Source organism: Pseudomonas sp. GM21 (genome assembly GCF_000282215.1).
Lineage (GTDB): Bacteria > Pseudomonadota > Gammaproteobacteria > Pseudomonadales > Pseudomonadaceae > Aquipseudomonas.
In genome coordinates, this window is record NZ_AKJS01000199.1 from 1 (window position 1) to 19824 (window position 19824).

At 59.1% G+C, this 19824-nt stretch carries 14 protein-coding genes and 1 other RNA gene; 11 read left to right on the forward strand and 4 right to left on the reverse strand.

Going from position 1 to position 19824, the window contains the following annotated elements; all coding sequences use genetic code 11:
• The 6 genes from smc to PMI22_RS00360 form a co-directional block, all read left to right on the forward strand.
• Window positions 1–3288, forward strand: a 3288-nt coding sequence (gene smc, locus PMI22_RS00380) for a chromosome segregation protein SMC (protein WP_007949468.1), incomplete at its 5' end; no start/stop codon positions are given.
• A gap of 314 nt (window positions 3289–3602) precedes the next feature.
• Window positions 3603–4457 carry a cell division protein ZipA gene (gene zipA, locus PMI22_RS00375; RefSeq protein WP_007949469.1) on the forward strand — a complete coding sequence of 285 codons (855 nt, stop codon included), beginning with the start codon at window positions 3603–3605 and terminating at the stop codon, window positions 4455–4457.
• 156 nt (window positions 4458–4613) lie between these two features.
• Window positions 4614–6974, forward strand: a complete 2361-nt coding sequence (ligA, locus tag PMI22_RS00370) for an NAD-dependent DNA ligase LigA (protein WP_007949470.1) — start codon at window positions 4614–4616, stop codon at window positions 6972–6974.
• 152 nt (window positions 6975–7126) lie between these two features.
• Window positions 7127–8293, forward strand: a complete 1167-nt coding sequence (locus tag PMI22_RS00365) for a zinc-binding metallopeptidase family protein (RefSeq protein WP_007949471.1) — start codon at window positions 7127–7129, stop codon at window positions 8291–8293.
• 309 nt (window positions 8294–8602) lie between these two features.
• Window positions 8603–8699: signal recognition particle sRNA small type (ffs, locus tag PMI22_RS30055), an RNA gene on the forward strand.
• A gap of 707 nt (window positions 8700–9406) precedes the next feature.
• A complete protein-coding gene (locus PMI22_RS00360; RefSeq protein ID WP_007949472.1) occupies window positions 9407–9931 on the forward strand; it encodes a hypothetical protein in 525 nt (174 codons plus the stop codon).
• A 152-nt stretch (window positions 9932–10083) separates the two neighbouring features.
• Here the strand turns inward: PMI22_RS00360 and PMI22_RS00355 are convergent, their stop codons facing one another.
• Complete coding sequence (locus tag PMI22_RS00355) at window positions 10084–10842, reverse strand: substrate-binding periplasmic protein (RefSeq protein WP_007949473.1); 759 nt, start codon at window positions 10840–10842, stop codon at window positions 10084–10086.
• 142 nt (window positions 10843–10984) lie between these two features.
• On the opposite strand from PMI22_RS00355, the gene dnaX reads away from it, so the two are divergent.
• The 5 genes from dnaX to PMI22_RS00330 all read left to right on the forward strand — a co-directional run bounded on the left by dnaX (window position 10985) and on the right by PMI22_RS00330 (window position 16717).
• Window positions 10985–13045 (forward strand): DNA polymerase III subunit gamma/tau, encoded by a 2061-nt coding sequence (dnaX, locus tag PMI22_RS00350; protein ID WP_007949474.1) that lies wholly within the window; start codon window positions 10985–10987, stop codon window positions 13043–13045.
• A gap of 66 nt (window positions 13046–13111) precedes the next feature.
• Window positions 13112–13450, forward strand: coding sequence for a YbaB/EbfC family nucleoid-associated protein (locus PMI22_RS00345; RefSeq protein WP_007949476.1), 339 nt, complete (start codon window positions 13112–13114; stop codon window positions 13448–13450).
• A 244-nt stretch (window positions 13451–13694) separates the two neighbouring features.
• Complete coding sequence (locus tag PMI22_RS00340) at window positions 13695–14729, forward strand: NADP-dependent oxidoreductase (RefSeq protein WP_007949477.1); 1035 nt, start codon at window positions 13695–13697, stop codon at window positions 14727–14729.
• A gap of 65 nt (window positions 14730–14794) precedes the next feature.
• Entirely contained in the window at window positions 14795–15397 is a 603-nt protein-coding gene (gene recR, locus PMI22_RS00335) for a recombination mediator RecR (RefSeq protein WP_007949478.1), read from the forward strand.
• Between the two features lie 171 nt (window positions 15398–15568).
• Entirely contained in the window at window positions 15569–16717 is a 1149-nt protein-coding gene (locus tag PMI22_RS00330) for an acyl-CoA dehydrogenase family protein (RefSeq protein ID WP_007949479.1), read from the forward strand.
• 115 nt (window positions 16718–16832) lie between these two features.
• Here PMI22_RS00330 and PMI22_RS00325 read toward each other — a convergent pair whose 3' ends face one another.
• The 3 genes from PMI22_RS00325 to hemN all read right to left on the reverse strand — a co-directional run bounded on the left by PMI22_RS00325 (window position 16833) and on the right by hemN (window position 19694).
• A complete protein-coding gene (locus PMI22_RS00325) occupies window positions 16833–17381 on the reverse strand; it encodes an adenine phosphoribosyltransferase (RefSeq protein ID WP_007949480.1) in 549 nt (182 codons plus the stop codon).
• Window positions 17382–17460: 79 nt separating this feature from the next.
• A complete protein-coding gene (fnr, locus tag PMI22_RS00320; RefSeq protein WP_007949482.1) occupies window positions 17461–18195 on the reverse strand; it encodes a fumarate/nitrate reduction transcriptional regulator Fnr in 735 nt (244 codons plus the stop codon).
• A 116-nt stretch (window positions 18196–18311) separates the two neighbouring features.
• Window positions 18312–19694 carry an oxygen-independent coproporphyrinogen III oxidase gene (gene hemN / locus PMI22_RS00315; protein ID WP_033049806.1) on the reverse strand — a complete coding sequence of 461 codons (1383 nt, stop codon included), beginning with the start codon at window positions 19692–19694 and terminating at the stop codon, window positions 18312–18314.
• Between the last annotated feature and the right edge of the window lie 130 nt (window positions 19695–19824).

The following is a 19824-nucleotide window of genomic DNA, read 5'->3' on the forward strand; positions in this document are numbered from 1 at the left end:
GGCTCGCCCAGCCGTAAACCGGTGAGCCAGGCCAGTATCGAGCTGGTGTTCGACAACTCCGACGGCACCCTGCTCGGTGAATACGCCGCCTATGCGGAAATCTCCATTCGCCGCAAAGTGACCCGCGACAGCCAGACCACCTATTACCTCAACGGCACCAAATGCCGCCGTCGCGATATCACCGATATCTTTCTGGGTACGGGCCTGGGCCCGCGCAGCTACTCGATCATCGAGCAGGGGATGATCTCCAAGCTGATCGAGTCCAAGCCCGAAGACCTGCGCAACTTTATTGAAGAAGCGGCGGGTATCTCCAAGTACAAGGAGCGCCGGCGCGAGACTGAAAACCGCATCCGCCGCACCCACGAAAACCTGGCGCGCCTGACCGACCTGCGTGAAGAGCTGGAGCGTCAGCTTGAGCGTCTGCACCGCCAGGCCGAAGCCGCGAAGAAGTATCAGGAATTCAAAGGCGAAGAGCGGCAGCTCAAGGCCCAATTGTCGGCCTTGCGTTGGCAGGCGTTGAACGAACAGGTCGGTCAGCGCGAAGCGGTGATCGGTAACCAGGAAGTCACCTTCGAGGCCTTGGTCGCCGAGCAACGCAATGCCGATGCGAGCATCGAACGCTTCCGGGACGGGCACCATGACCTGTCCGAACGCTTTAATCTGGTGCAAGGACGCTTCTATTCGGTCGGCGGCGACATCGCCCGGGTCGAGCAGAGCATCCAGCACGGCCAGCAGCGCTTGCGTCAGTTGCAGGACGATTTGAAAGAAGCCGAGCGCGCCCGTCTGGAAACCGAGTCTCATCTGGGCCACGACCGCACGCTGTTGCTGACCCTCGGCGAAGAGCTCGACATGCTGACGCCGGAGCAGGAAGTCACCAGCGCCGCCGCCGAAGAAGCCGCCGCTGCGCTGGAAGAATCCGAAACCACCATGCACGGTTGGCAGGAACAGTGGGACACGTTCAACCTGACCGCCGCCGAGCCGCGTCGTCAGTCTGAAGTACAACAGTCGCGGATCCAGCAGCTGGAAACCAGCATGGAGCGTTTGGCCGACCGTCAGAAGCGCCTCGGCGAAGAGCGCGCGTTGCTTTCGGCAGACCCGGAAGACGCGGCGATCATGGAACTCAGCGAACAGCTTGCTGCGTCCGAGGCAACGCTTGAAGATTTGCAGGCCAGCGAAGAAGCCCAGGTCGAACGCCTTGAGCAACTGCGTCAGGAACTGCAACTGGCTCTGCACAATCAGCAGCAGGCGCAAGGCGATCTGCAGCGCCTCAACGGTCGTCTCGCGTCCCTTGAAGCCTTGCAGCAAGCCGCGCTTGATCCGGGCACCGGCACCGCTGAATGGTTGCGTGAGCAACATCTGGCGGATCGTCCGCGTCTGGCCGAAGGCTTGAAGGTTGAAGCGGGTTGGGAGCTGGCGGTGGAAACCGTGCTCGGCGCCGACCTGCAAGCGGTGTTGGTGGACGACTTCGGCGATTTCGACCTGGCCGGTTTTGCCCAGGGCGATTTGCGTTTGCTCAGCCCCGCCAGCGATGGTGAGCGCGTGCCGGGCAGCCTGCTCGACAAGGTTGAGGCGCAGATCGATTTGTCACCGTGGCTGGGGCAGGTCAAACCGGTCGACAACCTCGAACAGGCGTTGGCACTGCGCGGTCAATTGACCGCAGGGCAGAGCCTGATCAGTCGTGATGGTTACTGGGTCGGTCGGCACTTTTTGCGCGTGCGTCGGGCCAGCGAAGCCGAAAGCGGTGTGCTCGCGCGCGGTCAGGAAATCCAGCGCTTGACCGAGGAGCGCGAAGAGCGCGAAGCCACGGTCGAAACCCTGGAAACCCAACTTCAAAACCTCAGGGCGCAACAGCGTCAGCAGGAAAATGGTCGCGAACATCTGCGCCGTCTGCTGCAAGACGAAGCGCGCCAGCAAGGCGAATTGAAAGCACAACTTTCTGCCGGCAAAGCCAAGGCTGAACAGTTGACCTTGCGTCGTACGCGTCTCGACGAAGAGTTGGCCGAGCTGAGCGAGCAGCGTGCGCTGGAACACGAAAACATCGGTGAGGCGCGCCTGCAATTGCAGGAAGCCCTCGACGCCATGGCGCTGGACACCGAGCAGCGTGAATTGCTGCTGGCCCAGCGCGACAGCTTGCGCGAGCGACTGGATCGGGTGCGTCAGGAAGCCCGGCAGCACAAGGACCACGCGCATCAATTGGCCGTGCGTCTCGGCTCGCTAAAGGCGCAACATGACTCGACGCGCCAGGCGCTGGAACGGCTGGAAATGCAGTCCGAGCGTCTGACCGAAAAACGCGAACAGCTCAGCCTCAATCTGGAAGAGGGCGAGGCACCACTGGAAGAGTTGCGGCTGAAACTTGAAGAATTGCTCGACAAGCGCATGACCGTCGACGAAGAACTCAAGACCGCGCAGATCGCCCTGGAAGACGCTGACCGCGAACTGCGCGATGCCGAGAAACGGCGTAACCAGGCCGAGCAACAGTCGCAGTTGATTCGCGGTCAGATGGAAACCCAGCGCATGGAGTGGCAAGCCCTGACCGTGCGCCGCAAAGCCCTCGAAGAGCAGTTGCTTGAAGACGGCTACGACCTGCATGGCGTGCTCGCCACGCTCACTGCCGAAGTCAGCGAGAAGGACGCCGAAGAAGAACTCGAACGCATCGCCGCGCGCATTCAGCGCCTCGGTGCGATCAACCTGGCGGCCATCGATGAATACCAGCAGCAATCCGAGCGTAAGCGATATCTGGATGCGCAGAACGATGATCTGGTTGAAGCGCTGGACACGCTCGAGAACGTGATTCGCAAGATTGACAAGGAAACCCGTAACCGCTTCAAAGATACCTTTGATCAGATCAATGGCGGTTTACAGGCGCTTTTCCCAAAAGTTTTCGGTGGAGGGCGCGCGTATTTGGAACTGACGGGCGAAGATCTACTCGATACAGGGGTAACGATCATGGCGCAGCCGCCAGGGAAGAAGAACAGCACCATCCATTTGCTCTCCGGTGGCGAAAAAGCCCTGACTGCTTTGGCACTGGTTTTTGCGATCTTCAAGTTGAACCCGGCGCCGTTCTGCATGCTCGATGAAGTTGACGCACCACTGGATGACGCTAACGTTGGACGCTACGCACGACTGGTCAAAGAGATGTCGCAAACGGTGCAATTCATCTATATCACCCACAACAAGATCGCCATGGAAATGGCCGAACAACTGATGGGTGTAACGATGCATGAACCGGGTTGCTCGCGTCTGGTGGCGGTGGATGTCGAGGAAGCAATGGCGATGGTGGACGCCTAGCGGCGTAGCCACAAGCTACAAGCCGTGAGCTGCAAGTGGGTAGCTTGAGGCTTGAAGCTTGAGACTTGCCGCTAGAGCTGCGCAGACCTTACGACCGAGTTACCTGTTGAAGGAGGATGGCAAATTGACACAATTTGCGCAGTGATTTTGACAGACGGTGTAAAGTTGCCTTTGGTCGTGCTAGTTTAATGTCAATTTTTCGTATACGTGGGCAAAACGCCTGTCAGAACATAGAGTTGGCGCCACGTTTTAAAGCGGTTTACAGGTTGTAAACCCCTTATTTTTCAGCATTTTTTATAGAGGCACGGGATTACATGGAAATCGGTCTGCGCGAGTGGCTGATCGTCATCGGCATTATTGTCATTGCCGGTATTCTTTTTGATGGCTGGCGCCGGATGCGCGGCGGCAAGGGAAAACTGAAATTCCGTCTTGATCGAAGTTTGTCCAATTTACCGGAAGAGGACGCCGGTGCAGAGCTGCTGGGTCCGCACCGTGTGCTGGATACGCAGAAAGAGCCGCAACTGGACGAGCAGGATCTGCCGTCGGTGAGCATGCCTGCCCGTGAACCGCGCGAATCGGGTTCCAAGCGCGGTAAGCGTGGCCATGGCGAACCTTCCCAGGGCGACATGAACCTCAGCCTGGATCTGGACGGCGGCCCGAGCTTCAGCAGTCGTGACGACGATTTCCCGGATGACACCAAGGCCTCGCCAGCGGTCAGTGAAAAAGAACAGCCACAAGCTGAAGAAGTTCTGGTGATCAGCGTGATCTGCCGTGACGCCGCCGGTTTCAAAGGCCCGGCGCTGTTGCAGAACATTCTGGAAAGCGGTTTGCGTTTCGGTGAGATGGACATCTTCCACCGTCACGAAAGCATGGCCGGTAATGGCGAAGTCCTGTTCTCAATGGCCAACGCAGTCAAGCCGGGTGTTTTTGATCTGGATGACATTGACCACTTCAGCACCCCGGCCGTGAGCTTCTTCCTCGGTCTGCCAGGCCCGCGTCATCCCAAGCAAGCCTTCGACGTGATGGTGGCAGCGGCGCGCAAACTGTCCCAGGAGCTGAATGGCGAACTCAAAGACGACCAGCGCAGCGTGTTGACCGCCCAGACGATTGAGCACTACCGTCAGCGCATCGTTGAATTCGAGCGTCGCGCCCTGACCCAGAAGCGCTAAGGTCAAACGATCGCAGCCTCGTTTCACTCGACAGCTCCTACAGAAAATCGCTATCCCTGTAGGAGCTGTCGAGTGAAACGAGGCTGCGATCTCTTGATTTTGATGATATGAGATAGAGCAGCCTCGGCTGCTCTTTTGCTTTATGAGAGAACACCCATGACCGCCGCCAAAAACCGCATTCTAGAGCTGCGCGCTGAGCTGGATCAGCACAACTATCGTTATCACGTACTGGACGAGCCAAGCATTCCGGACGCCGAATACGACCGGTTGTTCCACGAACTAAAGGCCCTTGAAGCGGCTAACCCCGAACTGATCACCAGCGATTCGCCGACCCAGCGCGTGGGCAGCGCGGCGTTGTCGGCGTTCACGCAGGTGCGTCACGAAGTGCCGATGCTCAGCCTCGGTAATGCCTTCGAAGAAACCGACATGCGCGAGTTCGATCGCCGAGTGACAGAAGGCCTGGACCTGCCGGCGGGTGATCTGTTCGGTGGCGGTGCAGCGGTGGAATACAGTTGCGAACCCAAGCTCGATGGCTTGGCGGTCAGCTTGCTGTATCAGGACGGCGTGCTGGTACGCGGCGCGACGCGGGGCGACGGCACCACCGGTGAAGACATCAGCGTCAACGTGCGCACGGTGCGCAACATCCCGCTCAAGTTGCATGGCACTGGCTGGCCCGCGACCCTGGAAGTGCGCGGCGAAGTGTTCATGTCCAAGGCCGGTTTCGAACGACTCAACGCCACCCAGCTGGAAGTCGGCGGCAAGACCTTCGCCAACCCGCGAAACGCGGCAGCCGGTAGCCTGCGACAGCTGGATTCAAAGATCACTGCCAACCGCCCGCTGGAGTTCTGCTGCTACGGTATTGGCCAGATTTCGGCGGACATTGCCGACACGCACATAGGTAATCTCAAGCAGCTCCAGGTGTGGGGCATGCCGATCAGTCATGAGCTGAAACTGGCGCACGGCATCGACGAATGCCTGGATTACTACCGTGACATCGGCGAGCGCCGTAACGGGCTGGCGTATGAAATCGACGGTGTGGTGTTCAAGGTCAACAGCATCGCCTCTCAGCGTGAACTGGGTTTCCGCGCGCGCGAACCGCGTTGGGCTATCGCGCACAAATTTCCGGCCATGGAAGAACTCACCGAGCTGCTCGACGTCGAGTTCCAGGTGGGGCGTACCGGCGCCGTCACGCCGGTGGCGCGCTTGAGGCCGGTCAAGGTGGCCGGTGTCACCGTGGCCAATGCGACCTTGCACAACATGGATGAGGTTGCGCGTCTGGGCCTGATGATCGGCGATACGGTGATCATCCGCCGTGCGGGTGACGTGATTCCCCAAGTGGTGCAAGTGGTGCTTGAGCGCCGCCCGGAAGATGCTCGCCCGGTACAGATTCCCGAGCAGTGCCCGGTGTGCGGTTCGCAGGTCGAGCGCACGCAACTGGTCAAACGCAGCAAAGGTCGCGAGACCGTCAGCGAGGGCGCGGTATACCGTTGCGTCGGTCGTCTGGCCTGCGGTGCGCAGCTAAAGCAGGCGATTATTCACTTCGTTTCCCGTCGCGCGATGGACATCGAGGGCTTGGGGGACAAGAGCGTCGAGCAACTGGTCGACGAAGGCCTGGTGGGTTCGCCGGCCGATTTGTATGCCTTGAAGTTCGACGACATTGTCGATCTTGAGGGGTTTGCCGAGGTATCGAGCAACAAGCTTTTGAGTGCCATCGAGGACAGCAAAAAGCCGAGCCTGGCACGCTTCATCTACGCCCTTGGGATTCCCGATGTCGGCGAAGAGACGGCCAAGGTGCTGGCGCGCTCCCTCGGCTCGCTGGAGCGGGTTCAGCAGGCATTGCCGCACGTACTCACGTACTTGCCGGACGTTGGTCTGGAAGTGGCTCACGAGATCCACCGCTTCTTTGAAGATGCACATAACCAGCAAGTGATCGACGAACTGCTCAAGCACGGCCTGCAGATTCAGGATCAAGGCGAGCTGGGCGCCGAGTTTGCGGCGAGCACCACGCTCGGCGGATTACTCGACAAACTGCACATTCCTTCGGTCGGACCGGGTGGGGCGCAGAAGCTGGCGGACAAGTTTGGCTCGCTGGAAGCGGTGATGAGCGCAGACTGGCTGGACATGCGCCAGGCGTTGCCGGAGAAACAGGCCAATTCGGTTCGCGAGTTTTTTGCGCTCGAGGATAATCGACAGCTCGCTGAGGCTGCCGAGAAGCAGCTGCGCGATTTTGGCATGCACTGGCAGAGCGAGAAGAAAGTCGTCGAAGGCTTGCCGCTGGCAGGGCAGACCTGGGTGCTGACCGGTTCGCTGGAGTTGATGAGCCGCGACATTGCCAAGGACAAACTTGAAAGCCTTGGCGCCAAGGTGGCAGGTTCGGTGTCCGCCAAGACCCATTGCGTGGTGGCGGGGCCGGGGGCGGGTTCCAAGTTGGCCAAGGCTAATGAGCTGGGGTTGAAGGTACTCGATGAAGAAGCGTTCGTTGAGTTCCTGAAGCATCACGGCATCCCTGTCGAGTAGTGATCGTTCCCACGCTCCGCGTGGGAATGCCGCCCTGGACGCTCCGCGTCCCTTTGACGCGGAGCGTCACAAGATGCATTCCCACGCAGAGCGTGGGAACGATCGCTGCGTGAGAATGATCTAGTCTTGGCAACCCCCAGGGAGAGATCGCCATGTACCGCTTCTTCGAACAGCTCAGCTCGCGCATCGCCGCGCCCTTCATCGGTGAAAACTCGCGTAACAGCAAGGTCTGGCAGTGCCGTTGCGGGCAGTCGCTGTTCTTTCGCAACAGCCAGTGCCTGGCCTGTTCGGCGGCGTTGGGTTATCAGCCCGAACAGAGTCGCTTGTCGTCCCTGCAACCGGATTTGCAGGCTGATACCTGGCGGCTCGATGCCGACCCTCAAGCCGGCGTGTTCCGCCGCTGCGCCAATCTCGATTCCCCGGCCGCGTGCAACTGGCTACTCCCGGCCAATGACCACGATGCGCTGTGCATCGCCTGTAGTCTGAATCACACCATCCCTGACCTCTCGATTACGGAAAACCACGACCGCTGGTGCAAGGTGGAAACGGCCAAGCGGCGTCTGATCGCGCAGTTGATCAGTCTGGGTTTGCAGGTGATTCCCAAAGCTCTCGACGAAGACACCGGTCTGGCGTTTGATTTCGTCGGTGTCGATCTGGAAGGCAAGCCGCCGACCACCGGGCACGCCAACGGCCTGATCACCCTCGACATCAAAGAAGCCGATGATGCGCACCGCGAGCAGCTCCGGGTGCAGATGCACGAACCCTATCGCACATTGCTCGGGCATTTTCGCCATGAGGTCGGGCATTACTACTGGGATCGGCTGATCGCCAACAGCCAATGGCTGGAACCGTTCCGCGGACTGTTCGGTGACGAGCGGGCGAGCTACGCAGAGGCGCTGGAGCGGCATTACCAGCAAGGCGCGCCGCTCGACTGGCAACAGCAATGCGTCAGCGCCTACGCGACCATGCACCCGTGGGAAGACTGGGCGGAAACCTGGGCGCATTACCTGCACATGATGGATGCGGTGGACACTGCCCTGGGTTTTGGCATGAGTGCGCGGGAAATGGATTTCGATTACCCGCCATTTCCGTCGAGCACACTCTACGATCCGCAGCATCCGGGCGGCACGGCGTTTCTGGCGTTCGTCAAGGCGTGGCTCGAACTGGCCGGGATGCTCAATGAGCTGTCACGCAGCATGGGGCAGCCGGATTTCTATCCGTTTGTCCTGCCGCCAGCGGTGATCGCCAAGTTGCACTTCATTCACTTGGTAATCCAGCAAGAGGGCGGCAGGGCGGATGAGGTGTTGCGGGACCTCTAACGATCGCCAACACCGCATCCGCCAGCAATCGCTTGTAGCAGCTGTCGAGCAGCGCGAGGCTGCGTTCGGCTGCGCAGCAGTCGCCAATTCGGTGATGGTGGCTTACCTGAAAAACCGCGTCGTCTGATTTTACGACTGCTGCGCAGCCGGACGCAGCCTTCGGCAGCTGCTACAGAGTGCGGGGTTTCAGAGGTATTGCATGTCCTTGAAGCTGCTCATTTTTTTTAATCCGCGCCAACGGTTGTAACTTCGTCTCAGATAGGTACAATGGCGCGGCTCGCCGTCAGGTGAGTGTCGTTATGGTGACCCCATCGGTCCCCCCGCAACGATCAACCGTGAACCCGGTCAGGCCTGGAAGGGAGCAGCCGCAGCGGTGACATTGTGTGCCGGGGTGTGGCTGGTGGGGTTACCACCTATTCTAATCCTTGGTTCTACAAGGATTTGTCAGTCAAAAAATCTCGAAGTGCGACAGCGTTTAGGTACACCCAAGTGGTGCGCCGTGCTGGGCGTTCTAGTCGACTCGATTTCTCCTTCCAAGCCTATACCTCTGTGGTCCTCTCACCATAATCAGTGGCAGTGGTACGGCTGCGATCCGGCATGGCAGCACTGGCCTGGGGGAGAAGCTTTGCGGCAGCCACCACCATGTTGAACAACTTTTGCATCATTCACAGTCGGCGTGAGAAAGACTCCTTGAGCTAACCCGGCTTGGGCGGTGATGGCTAATACTGTGGAAACCACAGCTACAGTCCACTTTTTTGTAAACATTTTACCTCCTGATTGGATTTGATGACCTGGCCAGGTGAACCTGAGCAGTTATCTAATTAGTAACATCGTGCCATCGGTCTTACTTGATCCACGTCAAGCGTTACCTTGGGGGCGACAACCGATGGTCTAATTCTCCGTACCAGTTGTGGTGTTGAACTCCAGGCGACTGCGGATGAGACATTGGAATCACAGTCTGGATGTTGAGCAACTAATGTCCGAATAGTGCGGATTCAGTGCATAAATGCCAAACCCCTGAAAAGTCATGAAAAGCCATGAAAACTTCTGAGCCGTTCGGACATGTTTTGAAACGTTCTATACAGTCTGCGTCGGCCAATAAAGGCCGCCGCAATGACGGCAGAACAAATGGGGCTGGCAATGAATACACGAATAATAAGAATAACGGCTGCGTTCGCAGCGATATTGAGTCTTCACGGCTGTGCCAGCATCGTCGGAGAAACGGAGTATCCGGTGGCGGTCATGAGTGCGCCAGAGGGCGCTTCCTTTGAAATCCGGAACAGGTCGGGCCAGATCGTCCATACAGGCAACGCGCCTAGCACGGTGACGCTGAAGTCTGGTAAAGGTTATTTTTCCGGGCAGACCTATACCTTGCTATTCAAGAAGGAGGGGTATTCCGATAAGACAGTGACCCTGGATTCGGACATTAGCGGCTGGTATTGGGGTAACTTCTTGATCGGAGGTTTGATTGGACTGCTTATCGTCGACCCGGTAACCGGTGCGATGTACAAACTTCCAGAGTCAATCTCGGCTGATATGGGTAAACCAGTCGCCAAGGTGAGCATCAATACTCCTGCAATGGTCAGTATCGAATCTTTGACTGAGGCACAGCGCGCCATGCTGGGTCTTAATAAGTAATGCGTGTTGAAATCGCCTGCACTATATTTCCATTAGTGCATTGCCCAGCCTGGTCAAATGTTTAGCAATCTAACGCTGTTGAGAGATTATTATTAGATTAAGTCCTGAACTGGCTCTCTTAAATGGTAAGCAGTTCAGGCCATTCTCTTTCCTCAATTAGCCACCACGTTGGATGACTTGCTCCCGATGTACAGGCGAATAATGTCATCAATCTCCCCCGACATTTTCATCCGCAGCAACGTGCGCAGAATTCGCTGCACCGGCACCTTGGGATCGTTGCGCACGTAACAGCCGACATTCTGTTCCTGCAACACGGCCAGCGCTTTCAGTTGCCGGTCGGGTAACAGGCGCTGGTTGAACCAGTCCAGTGTCCATTGATTGCTCACGGCATAGCGATAGCGCCCGGCGTGGAGCTTTTCCAGTACTTGCTCCTGATTGCGTGCATCTTCGCGGAGCAGGCGGTCGGTGTCGAACAAGGGTTGCAGCGTCGGATAGCTATAGCTGAGTACCGTGCCGACCGGTTGCCGAGGCAAATTGGCTGGCGTTATCGAATCTGGCGATTCTGGCAGGCCGATCAGCACGTCGTGCTGATGCCAAATCGGAATGCTCCAGATGTAGTCGCCGGACTGATTGGGTAGCCAGGACTGTGCGGCATAGCAACGCACATCGACCTCGCCGTGTTCCATGGCGTTTTGCACCCGCGCCCGGGGCATTACATGAAATTCGGCTGGCACACCGACCTGAGTGGCGAGGCTGAGCATCACGTCATACAGAATGCCCTGGGTCACGCCACCGTGATCCAGTTGCACCATCGGCATCGCCCAACTGTCAGGCACGACAAAGCGCAACGGCGATTCGGCAGCGTCGACGTTCAGGCTTATCCACAGCAATGCCCCCAAGGCACAACGCATAAACGCTCCGGTACCTCTGAAACCGGGCTGATTAGAGCCCCCAAAGTGCAGCTTAGCCAGATTAGACGAGCACACCGGATGCAATTTTGCCCTTGCTCCGCTAGCATTAGCCGCTTCTGTTCCTTCGTTGCGACGGTTTTCGATGAGTTATCAGGTTCTTGCACGTAAATGGCGTCCGCGCTCGTTCCGCGAAATGGTCGGCCAGACCCATGTGCTCAAGGCTCTGATCAATGCCTTGGACAGCCAGCGGTTGCACCACGCCTACCTGTTTACCGGTACCCGCGGGGTCGGCAAGACTACCATCGCGCGCATCATCGCCAAATGCCTGAACTGTGAAACAGGTATCACGTCGACGCCGTGCGGCGAGTGCTCGGTCTGCCGCGAAATCGATGAAGGGCGCTTTGTCGACTTGATCGAGATCGACGCCGCGAGCCGGACCAAGGTCGAGGACACCCGCGAACTGCTCGACAACGTGCAGTACGCCCCGAGTCGTGGGCGCTTCAAGGTTTACCTGATCGACGAAGTGCACATGCTCTCCAGCCATTCCTTTAATGCGCTGTTGAAAACCCTTGAAGAGCCTCCACCCTACGTCAAGTTCATCCTGGCGACGACCGATCCGCAGAAACTTCCTGCAACCATTCTGTCGCGGTGCCTGCAATTCTCCCTGAAGAACATGACGCCGGAACGTGTGGTTGAGCATTTGACCCACGTGCTGGGTGTCGAGAACGTGCCGTTCGAAGATGACGCGCTGTGGCTGCTGGGACGTGCCGCCGATGGCTCGATGCGCGACGCCATGAGTCTCACCGACCAGGCCATCGCCTTCGGTGAAGGCAAGGTCATGGCCGCTGACGTGCGGGCGATGCTCGGGACGCTGGATCACGGCCAGGTCTACGACGTTCTGCATGCGTTGATCGAAGGTGACGCCAAGGCGTTGCTTGAAGCCGTCCGCCATCTGGCCGAACAAGGCCCGGACTGGAACGGCGTACTCTCGGAAATTCTCAACGTGCTGCACCGTGTCGCCATCGCCCAGGCCTTGCCTGAAGGCGTCGACAACGGTCACGGCGACCGTGACCGGGTGCTGGCGCTGGCCCAGGCCTTGCCGGCCGAAGACGTGCAGTTTTATTACCAGATGGGCCTTATCGGCCGGCGTGATTTACCGCTGGCGCCGGACCCGCGTGGTGGTTTTGAAATGGTGCTGCTGCGGATGCTCGCTTTCCGCCCGGCAGACACCGCGGATGCTCCGAGGCAACCGCTAAAGCCAGTGGGGATCAGCCAGGCCACAGTTGATTCCGCAAATTCAGTGGCTACCGCGCCCGTTGTCGCGCCGGTAGTTGCTGCGGCAGTTGCACCTGCTCCAGTTCCAGTTCCCGCGCCGGAACCTGAACCGGTTGCGCCCGTTGTCGTGCCTGAACCGGTGGTTGAGCCCGTTGTGGTCGAGGAAGTCGTCGACCTGCCGTGGAATGACCCGGTCACGCCCGAAGTTGTGCAGCAACCCGCCATCGAGCCGGTGCTGGAAACCGCTGGCGAGCAGCCTGAGTTGCCGCCCATGCCGTTGCCAACGCCGGACAGCGTGGTGCCCGACGCGCCGGAGTGGGCCGCTGCGCCGATCCCGGAACCGTCCGTTGCCGACGTCGATGCCGCCACGCCGGGCATGGATCAGGACGACGAGCCGCCGCTGGACGAGGATTACATCGAGCCGGACATGGATTCGGCCTACAGCTACCTCGATGAACTGGCCAGCGAGCATGCCGCCGATCCCGGGCCGGAGCCAGAGCCGGAACCGGCTGCGATGCCGGCCACCGGTCTGGCGGCGCAATGGCTGGAGCTGTTCCCGAAACTGCCGATCTCCGGCATGACGGGCAGCATCGCCGCCAACTGCACGTTGATTTCCGTCGAGGGTGATCACTGGCTGATGCACCTGGACCCGGCCCACAGCGCCTTGTTCAACGCGACCCAGCAGCGTCGCCTCAATGATGCGCTGAACCAGTTTCACGGGCGCACACTGACCCTGAGCATGGAGCTGATCAAGCCTGAACAGGAAACCCCGGCACAGGCGGCATCCCGGCGCCGTGCCAACCGTCAGCGCGAAGCCGAAGAGTCGATCCACGGCGATCCGTTCATCCAGCAAATGATGCAACAGTTCGGTGCGGTGATCCGTAACGATACTATTGAACCTGTCGACGCTCTGGTCAGTCAGGGCTAATAACTGAAGGCGTTCGGTCAACAGGATCGGGCGCTGTTTAATCCAAGTACTTTTGAGGTGATTCCCATGATGAAAGGTGGCATGGCCGGCCTGATGAAGCAGGCACAGCAGATGCAGGAAAAAATGGCCAAGATGCAGGAAGAGCTGGCCAACGCCGAAGTCATCGGTAAAGCGGGCGGCGATATGGTCACCGTGGTGATGACCGGTCGTCACGACGTCAAGAGCGTGACCATTGACCCGAGCCTGGTCGAAGGCTTGAGCGAAGACGACAAAGAAATGCTGGAAGCCGTCGTCGCCGCCGCCGTCAACGATGCCGTGCGCAAGATCGAAGCCAATAGCCAGGACAAAATGTCCGGCGTGACCGCTGGCATGCAACTGCCGCCGGGCATGAAACTGCCATTCTGATTCGCTAAAGCGCGTCGGATGAGCTACAAAAAAATGCCAGGCATCGCGCCTGGCATTTTCGTTTGTGGCTGATGGGTGATGCCTCAATGGACGCTCTGCGTCCGCTGCTGGGACGCGGAGCGTCCCGGGCTGCATTCCCACGCAGAGCGTGGGAACGATCGGAGTCAGAAACTTCGAACGCCACACCACCCAAACGGTCTGCTCCCCTATACCACCCGATTCTCGATAAACAGGAGACGCTCACATGCCACAAGCATTGACCCTCAACCAACGTATCGTCCTGGCATCCCGCCCGGTAGGCGCGCCGACGCCGGAGAATTTTCGTCTGGAGAGGGAGGCACTTCCGGACCTCGCTGATGGCCAGGTACTGCTCAAGACCCTCTACCTGTCGCTGGACCCGTACATGCGCGGTCGCATGAGTGATGCTCCGTCCTACGCCGCCCCCGTGGAAATCGGCGAGGTGATGACCGGTGGGGCTGTCAGCCGGGTCGAGCGATCGTCGAATCCAAAATTCCAGGAAGGTGATGTGGTGGTGGGTGCCACCGGCTGGCAAAGCCACAGCATCAGCGACGGTCGAAATATCATCCCGGTGCCGTCCGGTCTGGCAAGCCCGTCGATGGCCTTGGGGGTGCTGGGCATGCCGGGCATGACGGCTTATATGGGCTTGATGGACATTGGTCAGCCGAAGGCCGGTGAAACACTGGTGGTCGCGGCGGCGTCCGGGGCGGTGGGTTCAGTGGTCGGCCAGGTGGCGAAGATCAAGGGCCTGCGCGTGGTCGGTGTGGCCGGTGGTGCGGAAAAATGCCGTTATGTCGTCGACGAGTTAGGTTTTGATGCGTGCGTTGACCACAAGAGCCCGAACTTTGCCGATGAGTTGGCGCAGGCGTGCTCCAGCGGTATCGACATTTACTATGAGAACGTCGGCGGCAAGGTGTTCGACGCGGTCGTTCCGCTGCTCAATCCCAAGGCGCGGATTCCGCTGTGTGGCCTGATCGCTTCCTACAATGCCCACGAAGCACCGACCGGTCCGGATCGCCTGCCGCAATTGCAGCGGACGCTTTTGACCAAGCGCGTGCGGATTCAGGGCTTCATCGTGTTCGATGACTATGGTGACCGGCAGCCGGAATTCATCAGTGCCATGGCGCCGTGGGTCCGTGATGGCAAGGTTAAATTCCGCGAAGACGTGGTCGATGGCCTGGAGCAGGCGCCCGAAGCGTTCATCGGTCTGCTGGAAGGGCGTAACTTCGGCAAACTGGTGGTGCGGGTATCTCAAGACTGAGTATTTGACGCTAAAGAGAGGCGCGGGTATAAACCGCGTCTCGTTGTTTTGTCGGACGTTTCCCCATGAGCTTCAGCCCTTTGATTCGCCAATTGATCGATGCCCTGCGAATTTTGCCGGGCGTGGGTCAGAAAACCGCCCAGCGCATGGCGCTGCAACTGCTTGAACGTGATCGCAGCGGTGGTTCGCGACTGGCGTCGGCCTTGAGCCAGGCCATGGAAGGGGTGGGCCATTGCCGGTTATGCCGCACGCTGACCGAAGACGACCTTTGCCCGCAGTGCGCGGATACCCGTCGCGACGACACCTTGTTGTGTGTGGTGGAAGGGCCGATGGATGTCTATGCGGTGGAGCAGACCGGGTTTCGTGGTCGTTACTTTGTCCTCAAGGGGCATTTGTCTCCGCTTGACGGCCTCGGGCCTGAAGCGATTGGTATCCCGCAATTGATGGCGCGGATTGAAGAGGCCGGGAGCTTCACGGAAGTGATCCTGGCGACCAACCCGACGGTGGAGGGTGAGGCGACGGCGCACTACATCGCACAGTTGCTCAGCAATAAAGGCCTGATTGCCTCGCGTATCGCCCATGGCGTGCCGTTGGGTGGCGAGCTGGAGTTGGTGGATGGCGGGACGTTGGCGCATTCGTTTGCGGGGCGTAAGCCGATTGCCTTGTAGTGGCTGAAATGGCCCCTTCGCGGGCAAGCCCGCTCCCAGCAGGTACAGCGCTGCACCTGTGGGAGCGGGCTTGCCCGCGATGGAGGCGCCTCGGTCCCGCTGATTCACATTCCTGTTGAAAACCAAGCAAGCGCTCGGTTAACGTCGCTGAATCTTCAGTGGAGTTCGCCGATGCCTGCCTTTCAGGAATACTTCGATCCCAGCCATCAATTGGTCCGTGACAGCGTCAGACGTTTCGTCGAGCGTGAGATTCTCCCGGACATTAATCAGTGGGAGGAAGCGGAAAGCTTCCCCCGTGAGCTCTACCTCAAGGCTGGTAGCGCGGGGATTCTGGGCATTGGCTACCCCGAAGCACTGGGCGGCAGTCACGAAGGCGATCTGTTCGCCAAGGTCGCCGCCAGCGAAGAGCTGATGCGCTGCGGTTCTGGGGGACTGGTGGCCGGTCTCGGTTCGCTGGACATCGGCCTGCCACCGATCCTCAAGTGGGCCAGGCCTGAAGTCCGCGATCGCGTCGTGCCACAGGTATTGTCCGGCGAGAAGATCAGCGCCTTGGCCGTCACCGAACCCGGCGGCGGTTCCGACGTCGCCAACCTGCAAACCCGTGCCGTGCACGACGGCGACTTCTACCGCGTAAGCGGCAGCAAAACCTTTATCACCAGCGGCGTTCGTGCCGATTTCTACACCGTCGCGGTGCGCACTGGCGAGCCGGGTTTTGGTGGTATCAGCCTGTTGTTGATCGAAAAGGGCACACCCGGTTTCACCGTTGGCCGTCAGCTGAAGAAAATGGGCTGGTGGGCGTCGGACACGGCGGAGTTGTTCTTCGACGATTGCAGGGTGCCGGTGGGTAATCTGATCGGTGCGGAAAACATGGGCTTCGCCTGCATCATGGGCAACTTTCAAAGTGAGCGGCTGGCGTTGGCGCTGATGGCCAACATGACCGCGCAGCTGGCGCTGGAGGAAAGCCTGAAATGGGCACGCCAGCGCGAAGCTTTCGGTAAGCCCATCGGCAAGTTCCAGGTACTCAAACACCGCCTCGCCGAGATGGCGACAGCGCTGGAGGTGTCCCGGGATTTTACTTATCGCCAGGCGGCGAAGATGGCGACGGGGAAGAGTGTGATCAAGGAGATTTCGATGGCGAAGAATTTTGCCACCGATACCGCGGACCGGATCGTCACCGACGCGGTGCAGATCCTCGGTGGTTTGGGTTACATGCGCGAAAGCCTGGTGGAGCGCCTGTACCGGGATAACCGGATTTTGTCGATTGGAGGCGGGACGCGGGAAGTGATGAACGAGATTATCAGTAAGCAGATGGGGCTTTGATGCCTGAAGTGTTGCCACTGACGCCTTCGCGAGCAGGCTCGCTCCCACACTGGATTTGTGGTGTTCACAAAACCCTAGTGGGAGCGAGCCTGCTCGCGAATTTTGAAGGCACCGCTTACTTGTCAGTCAACGCAAACTGCGTCAGGCAGAAAGTAGGAATCCCCATATCCTCCAACCGCTGCGACCCGCCCAGCTCCGGCAAATCAATAATCGCCGCCGCTTCATGGACCCTCGCGCCCATGCGTTGAATCAGGTTCGCCGCGGCGATGAGTGTACCGCCCGTGGCGATCAGGTCATCGAACATCACGACCGAATCGCCCTCGCACAGGCTGTCGGCATGCACTTCGAGGAACGCTTCGCCGTACTCGGTCGCGTAACCTTCGGCCAGCACGTCGGCCGGCAGTTTGCCTTGCTTGCGGAACAACACCAGCGGCTTGTTCAGCTGATAGGCCAGCACCGAACCGATCAGAAAGCCACGCGCATCCATCGCACCAATGTGGGTGAAATCGGCTTCGACGTAGCGATGGGCAAAGCTGTCCATCACCAGGCGCAGGGCCGTGGGCGATTGAAACAACGGTGTGATGTCACGAAAGATCACACCCGGCTTGGGGAAGTCGATCACGGGGCGGATCAGGGATTTGATGTCGAAGGAGTCGAAGACCATCGTCAAGGTGTCCTGGCAGGTTGCAAACGTCGCAGTATAACGGCGGCTGAACGGTTTCGCTCAGCCGCAAGGGTTGTAATCAGCCTTCGACAGAGCCGCCGGCCAACGCACAGAGCTGGATCGGGTCAAGGATATGGATTTCTTTGCCTTCGGCCGCGATCAATTCGTTCTGCTGGAATCGGGTGAAGACCCGGGACACGGTTTCGACGGCCAGCCCCAGGTAGTTGCCGATTTCGTTGCGCGACATGCTCAGGCGGAACTGGTTGGCCGAGAAGCCGCGGGCGCGAAAACGTGCGGACAGGTTGACCAGGAACGTGGCGATGCGCTCGTCGGCGGTTTTTTTCGACAGCAGCAACATCATTTGTTGATCTTCACGAATCTCGCGGCTCATGACGCGCATCAACTGACGGCGCAGTTGCGGCAGTTGCAGGGCCAGTTCGTCGAGGCGGTCGAAAGGGATTTCGCACACCGAAGTCGTTTCCAGCGCTTGCGCGGACACGGGATGCTTTTCGGTGTCCATGCCCGACAGGCCGACCAGTTCACTCGGCAGGTGGAAGCCGGTGAGTTGCTCCTCACCACTGTCGCTCAGGCTGAACGTCTTGAGGGCGCCGGAGCGTACTGCGTAAACGCAATCGAAAGTGTCGCCCTGGCGATACAGGAACTCGCCTTTTTTCAGCGGGCGGCCGCGTTTGACGATGTCGTCCAGTGCATCCATGTCTTCCAGGTTCAGAGACAGCGGTAAACACAGGGGGGCGAGGCTGCAATCCTTGCAATGGGCCTGGTTATGAGCACGCAGTTTGACTGGCTCGGACATTTCTTCAATCCTTGTGGGAAACACACATAAGACGTAAGGGTAACCCACAGGAGGGCGTTCCGGCCAGTTTGCGCAGATATTGTCCTGAGACGATATAGGGCGATGTTTGGGGGTGGCTAGATCACCCTGGAAAACCGTTGGTGGTTGAGCTCTTGCAGATAGGCATCAAACACCATGCACACCGACCGCACCAGCAAACGACCGGCCGGCAGAACGGTGATTCGTTCGTTGTCGAGGGTGATCAAGCCGTCATCGGCCATGGTCTGAAGCTGCGGCCACAATTGGCCGAAGTAACCGCGAAAGTCGATGTTGAAGACCTCCTCGATTTCGACGAATTCCAGGCTGAAATTGCAGATTAGCTGCTGTATCACCGCCCGTCGCAACCGGTCATCGGCGTTGCACACCAGGCCACGGCAGGTGGCCAGTTGAGCGGTGGCCAGGGTGTTCTGGTATTGCGCCAGGTCGCTGGTGTTCTGGCAGTACAGGTCGCCGATCTGGCTGATGGCGGACACCCCCAAACCGATCAGATCGCAATGGCCGTGGGTGGTGTAGCCCTGAAAGTTGCGTTGCAGGGTCGAATCTTCCTGGGCAATAGCCAATTCGTCGTCGGGCAGGGCAAAGTGGTCCATGCCGATGTAGCGGTAGCCGGCAGCGGTCAGTTGTTCAATGGTGCGCTGGAGCATTTCCAGCTTCTGCGCTGGCGTGGGCAGCTCGTCGCTGTTGATGCGCCGCTGTGGCATGAAGCGTTCTGGCAGGTGCGCATAGTTGAATACCGAGAGCCGATCTGGTTGCAGGTTGATCACTTCATCGACGGTGTGGGCGAAGTTTTCGGGCGTCTGCCTGGGCAAGCCATAAATCAGGTCAATGTTGATCGAACGAAATTGCAGGGTCCGGGCGGCGTCGATTACTGCGCGGGTTTCTTCCAGGCTTTGCAGGCGATTGACCGCCCGTTGCACCGCCGGGTCGAGGTCTTGCAGGCCAATGCTGACGCGGTTGAAGCCCAGTTCGCGCAGCAGGCCCATGGTCGACCAGTCGGCTTCACGAGGGTCGATTTCGATGCCATAGTCGCCGGAATCGTCATCCAACAAGTTGAAGTGTTTGCGTAACTGGGCCATCAACTGGCGCAGTTCATCATGACTGAGAAAAGTCGGGGTGCCACCGCCAAAGTGCAGCTGTTCGACCTTCTGCGCCGGGTCGAGGTGACAGGCGATCAGCTGGATTTCCTGCTCAAGGCGCTGCAAGTAGGGCAGGGCGCGGCCACGGTCTTTGGTGATGACTTTGTTGCAGGCGCAGTAGTAGCAAATGTTCGCGCAAAACGGCACGTGCACGTACAGCGACAACGGACGCATCGTCTTGCGGCTGTCGCGCAGCGCGTGGAACAGGTCGAACGAGCCGACCTGACCGTTGAATTGCACCGCAGTCGGGTAAGAGGTGTAACGCGGTCCCGCCAAGTCATAACGGCGGATCAGATCGGTGTCCCAACTAATGGCGTCGAGCATCATGCGGGCATTCCCCCGGATAGGCTGGCAGTGTCTGCGAGTCTAGGGCGTGGGGCGGTTGGGTATCTTGATTTGCATCAACGGTGAGCACGGACCTGTAGCAGCTGCCGAGCCTGCGAGGCTGCGTTCG

Bases quoted from the DNA above. Each gene is read 5' to 3' on its own strand.
- PMI22_RS00345 (WP_007949476.1), top strand. From the start codon at position 13,112: ATGATGAAAGGTGGCATGGCCGGCCTGATGAAGCAGGCACAGCAGATG.
- fnr (WP_007949482.1), bottom strand. From the start codon at position 18,195: ATGTCCGAGCCAGTCAAACTGCGTGCTCATAACCAGGCCCATTGCAAG.
- PMI22_RS00365 (WP_007949471.1), top strand. From the start codon at position 7,127: ATGTACCGCTTCTTCGAACAGCTCAGCTCGCGCATCGCCGCGCCCTTC.
- ligA (WP_007949470.1), top strand. From the start codon at position 4,614: ATGACCGCCGCCAAAAACCGCATTCTAGAGCTGCGCGCTGAGCTGGAT.
- hemN (WP_033049806.1), bottom strand. From the start codon at position 19,694: ATGCTCGACGCCATTAGTTGGGACACCGATCTGATCCGCCGTTATGAC.
- PMI22_RS00340 (WP_007949477.1), top strand. From the start codon at position 13,695: ATGCCACAAGCATTGACCCTCAACCAACGTATCGTCCTGGCATCCCGC.
- PMI22_RS00360 (WP_007949472.1), top strand. From the start codon at position 9,407: ATGACGGCAGAACAAATGGGGCTGGCAATGAATACACGAATAATAAGA.
- PMI22_RS00330 (WP_007949479.1), top strand. From the start codon at position 15,569: ATGCCTGCCTTTCAGGAATACTTCGATCCCAGCCATCAATTGGTCCGT.
- dnaX (WP_007949474.1), top strand. From the start codon at position 10,985: ATGAGTTATCAGGTTCTTGCACGTAAATGGCGTCCGCGCTCGTTCCGC.
- recR (WP_007949478.1), top strand. From the start codon at position 14,795: ATGAGCTTCAGCCCTTTGATTCGCCAATTGATCGATGCCCTGCGAATT.
- PMI22_RS00355 (WP_007949473.1), bottom strand. From the start codon at position 10,842: ATGCGTTGTGCCTTGGGGGCATTGCTGTGGATAAGCCTGAACGTCGAC.
- zipA (WP_007949469.1), top strand. From the start codon at position 3,603: ATGGAAATCGGTCTGCGCGAGTGGCTGATCGTCATCGGCATTATTGTC.
- PMI22_RS00325 (WP_007949480.1), bottom strand. From the start codon at position 17,381: ATGGTCTTCGACTCCTTCGACATCAAATCCCTGATCCGCCCCGTGATC.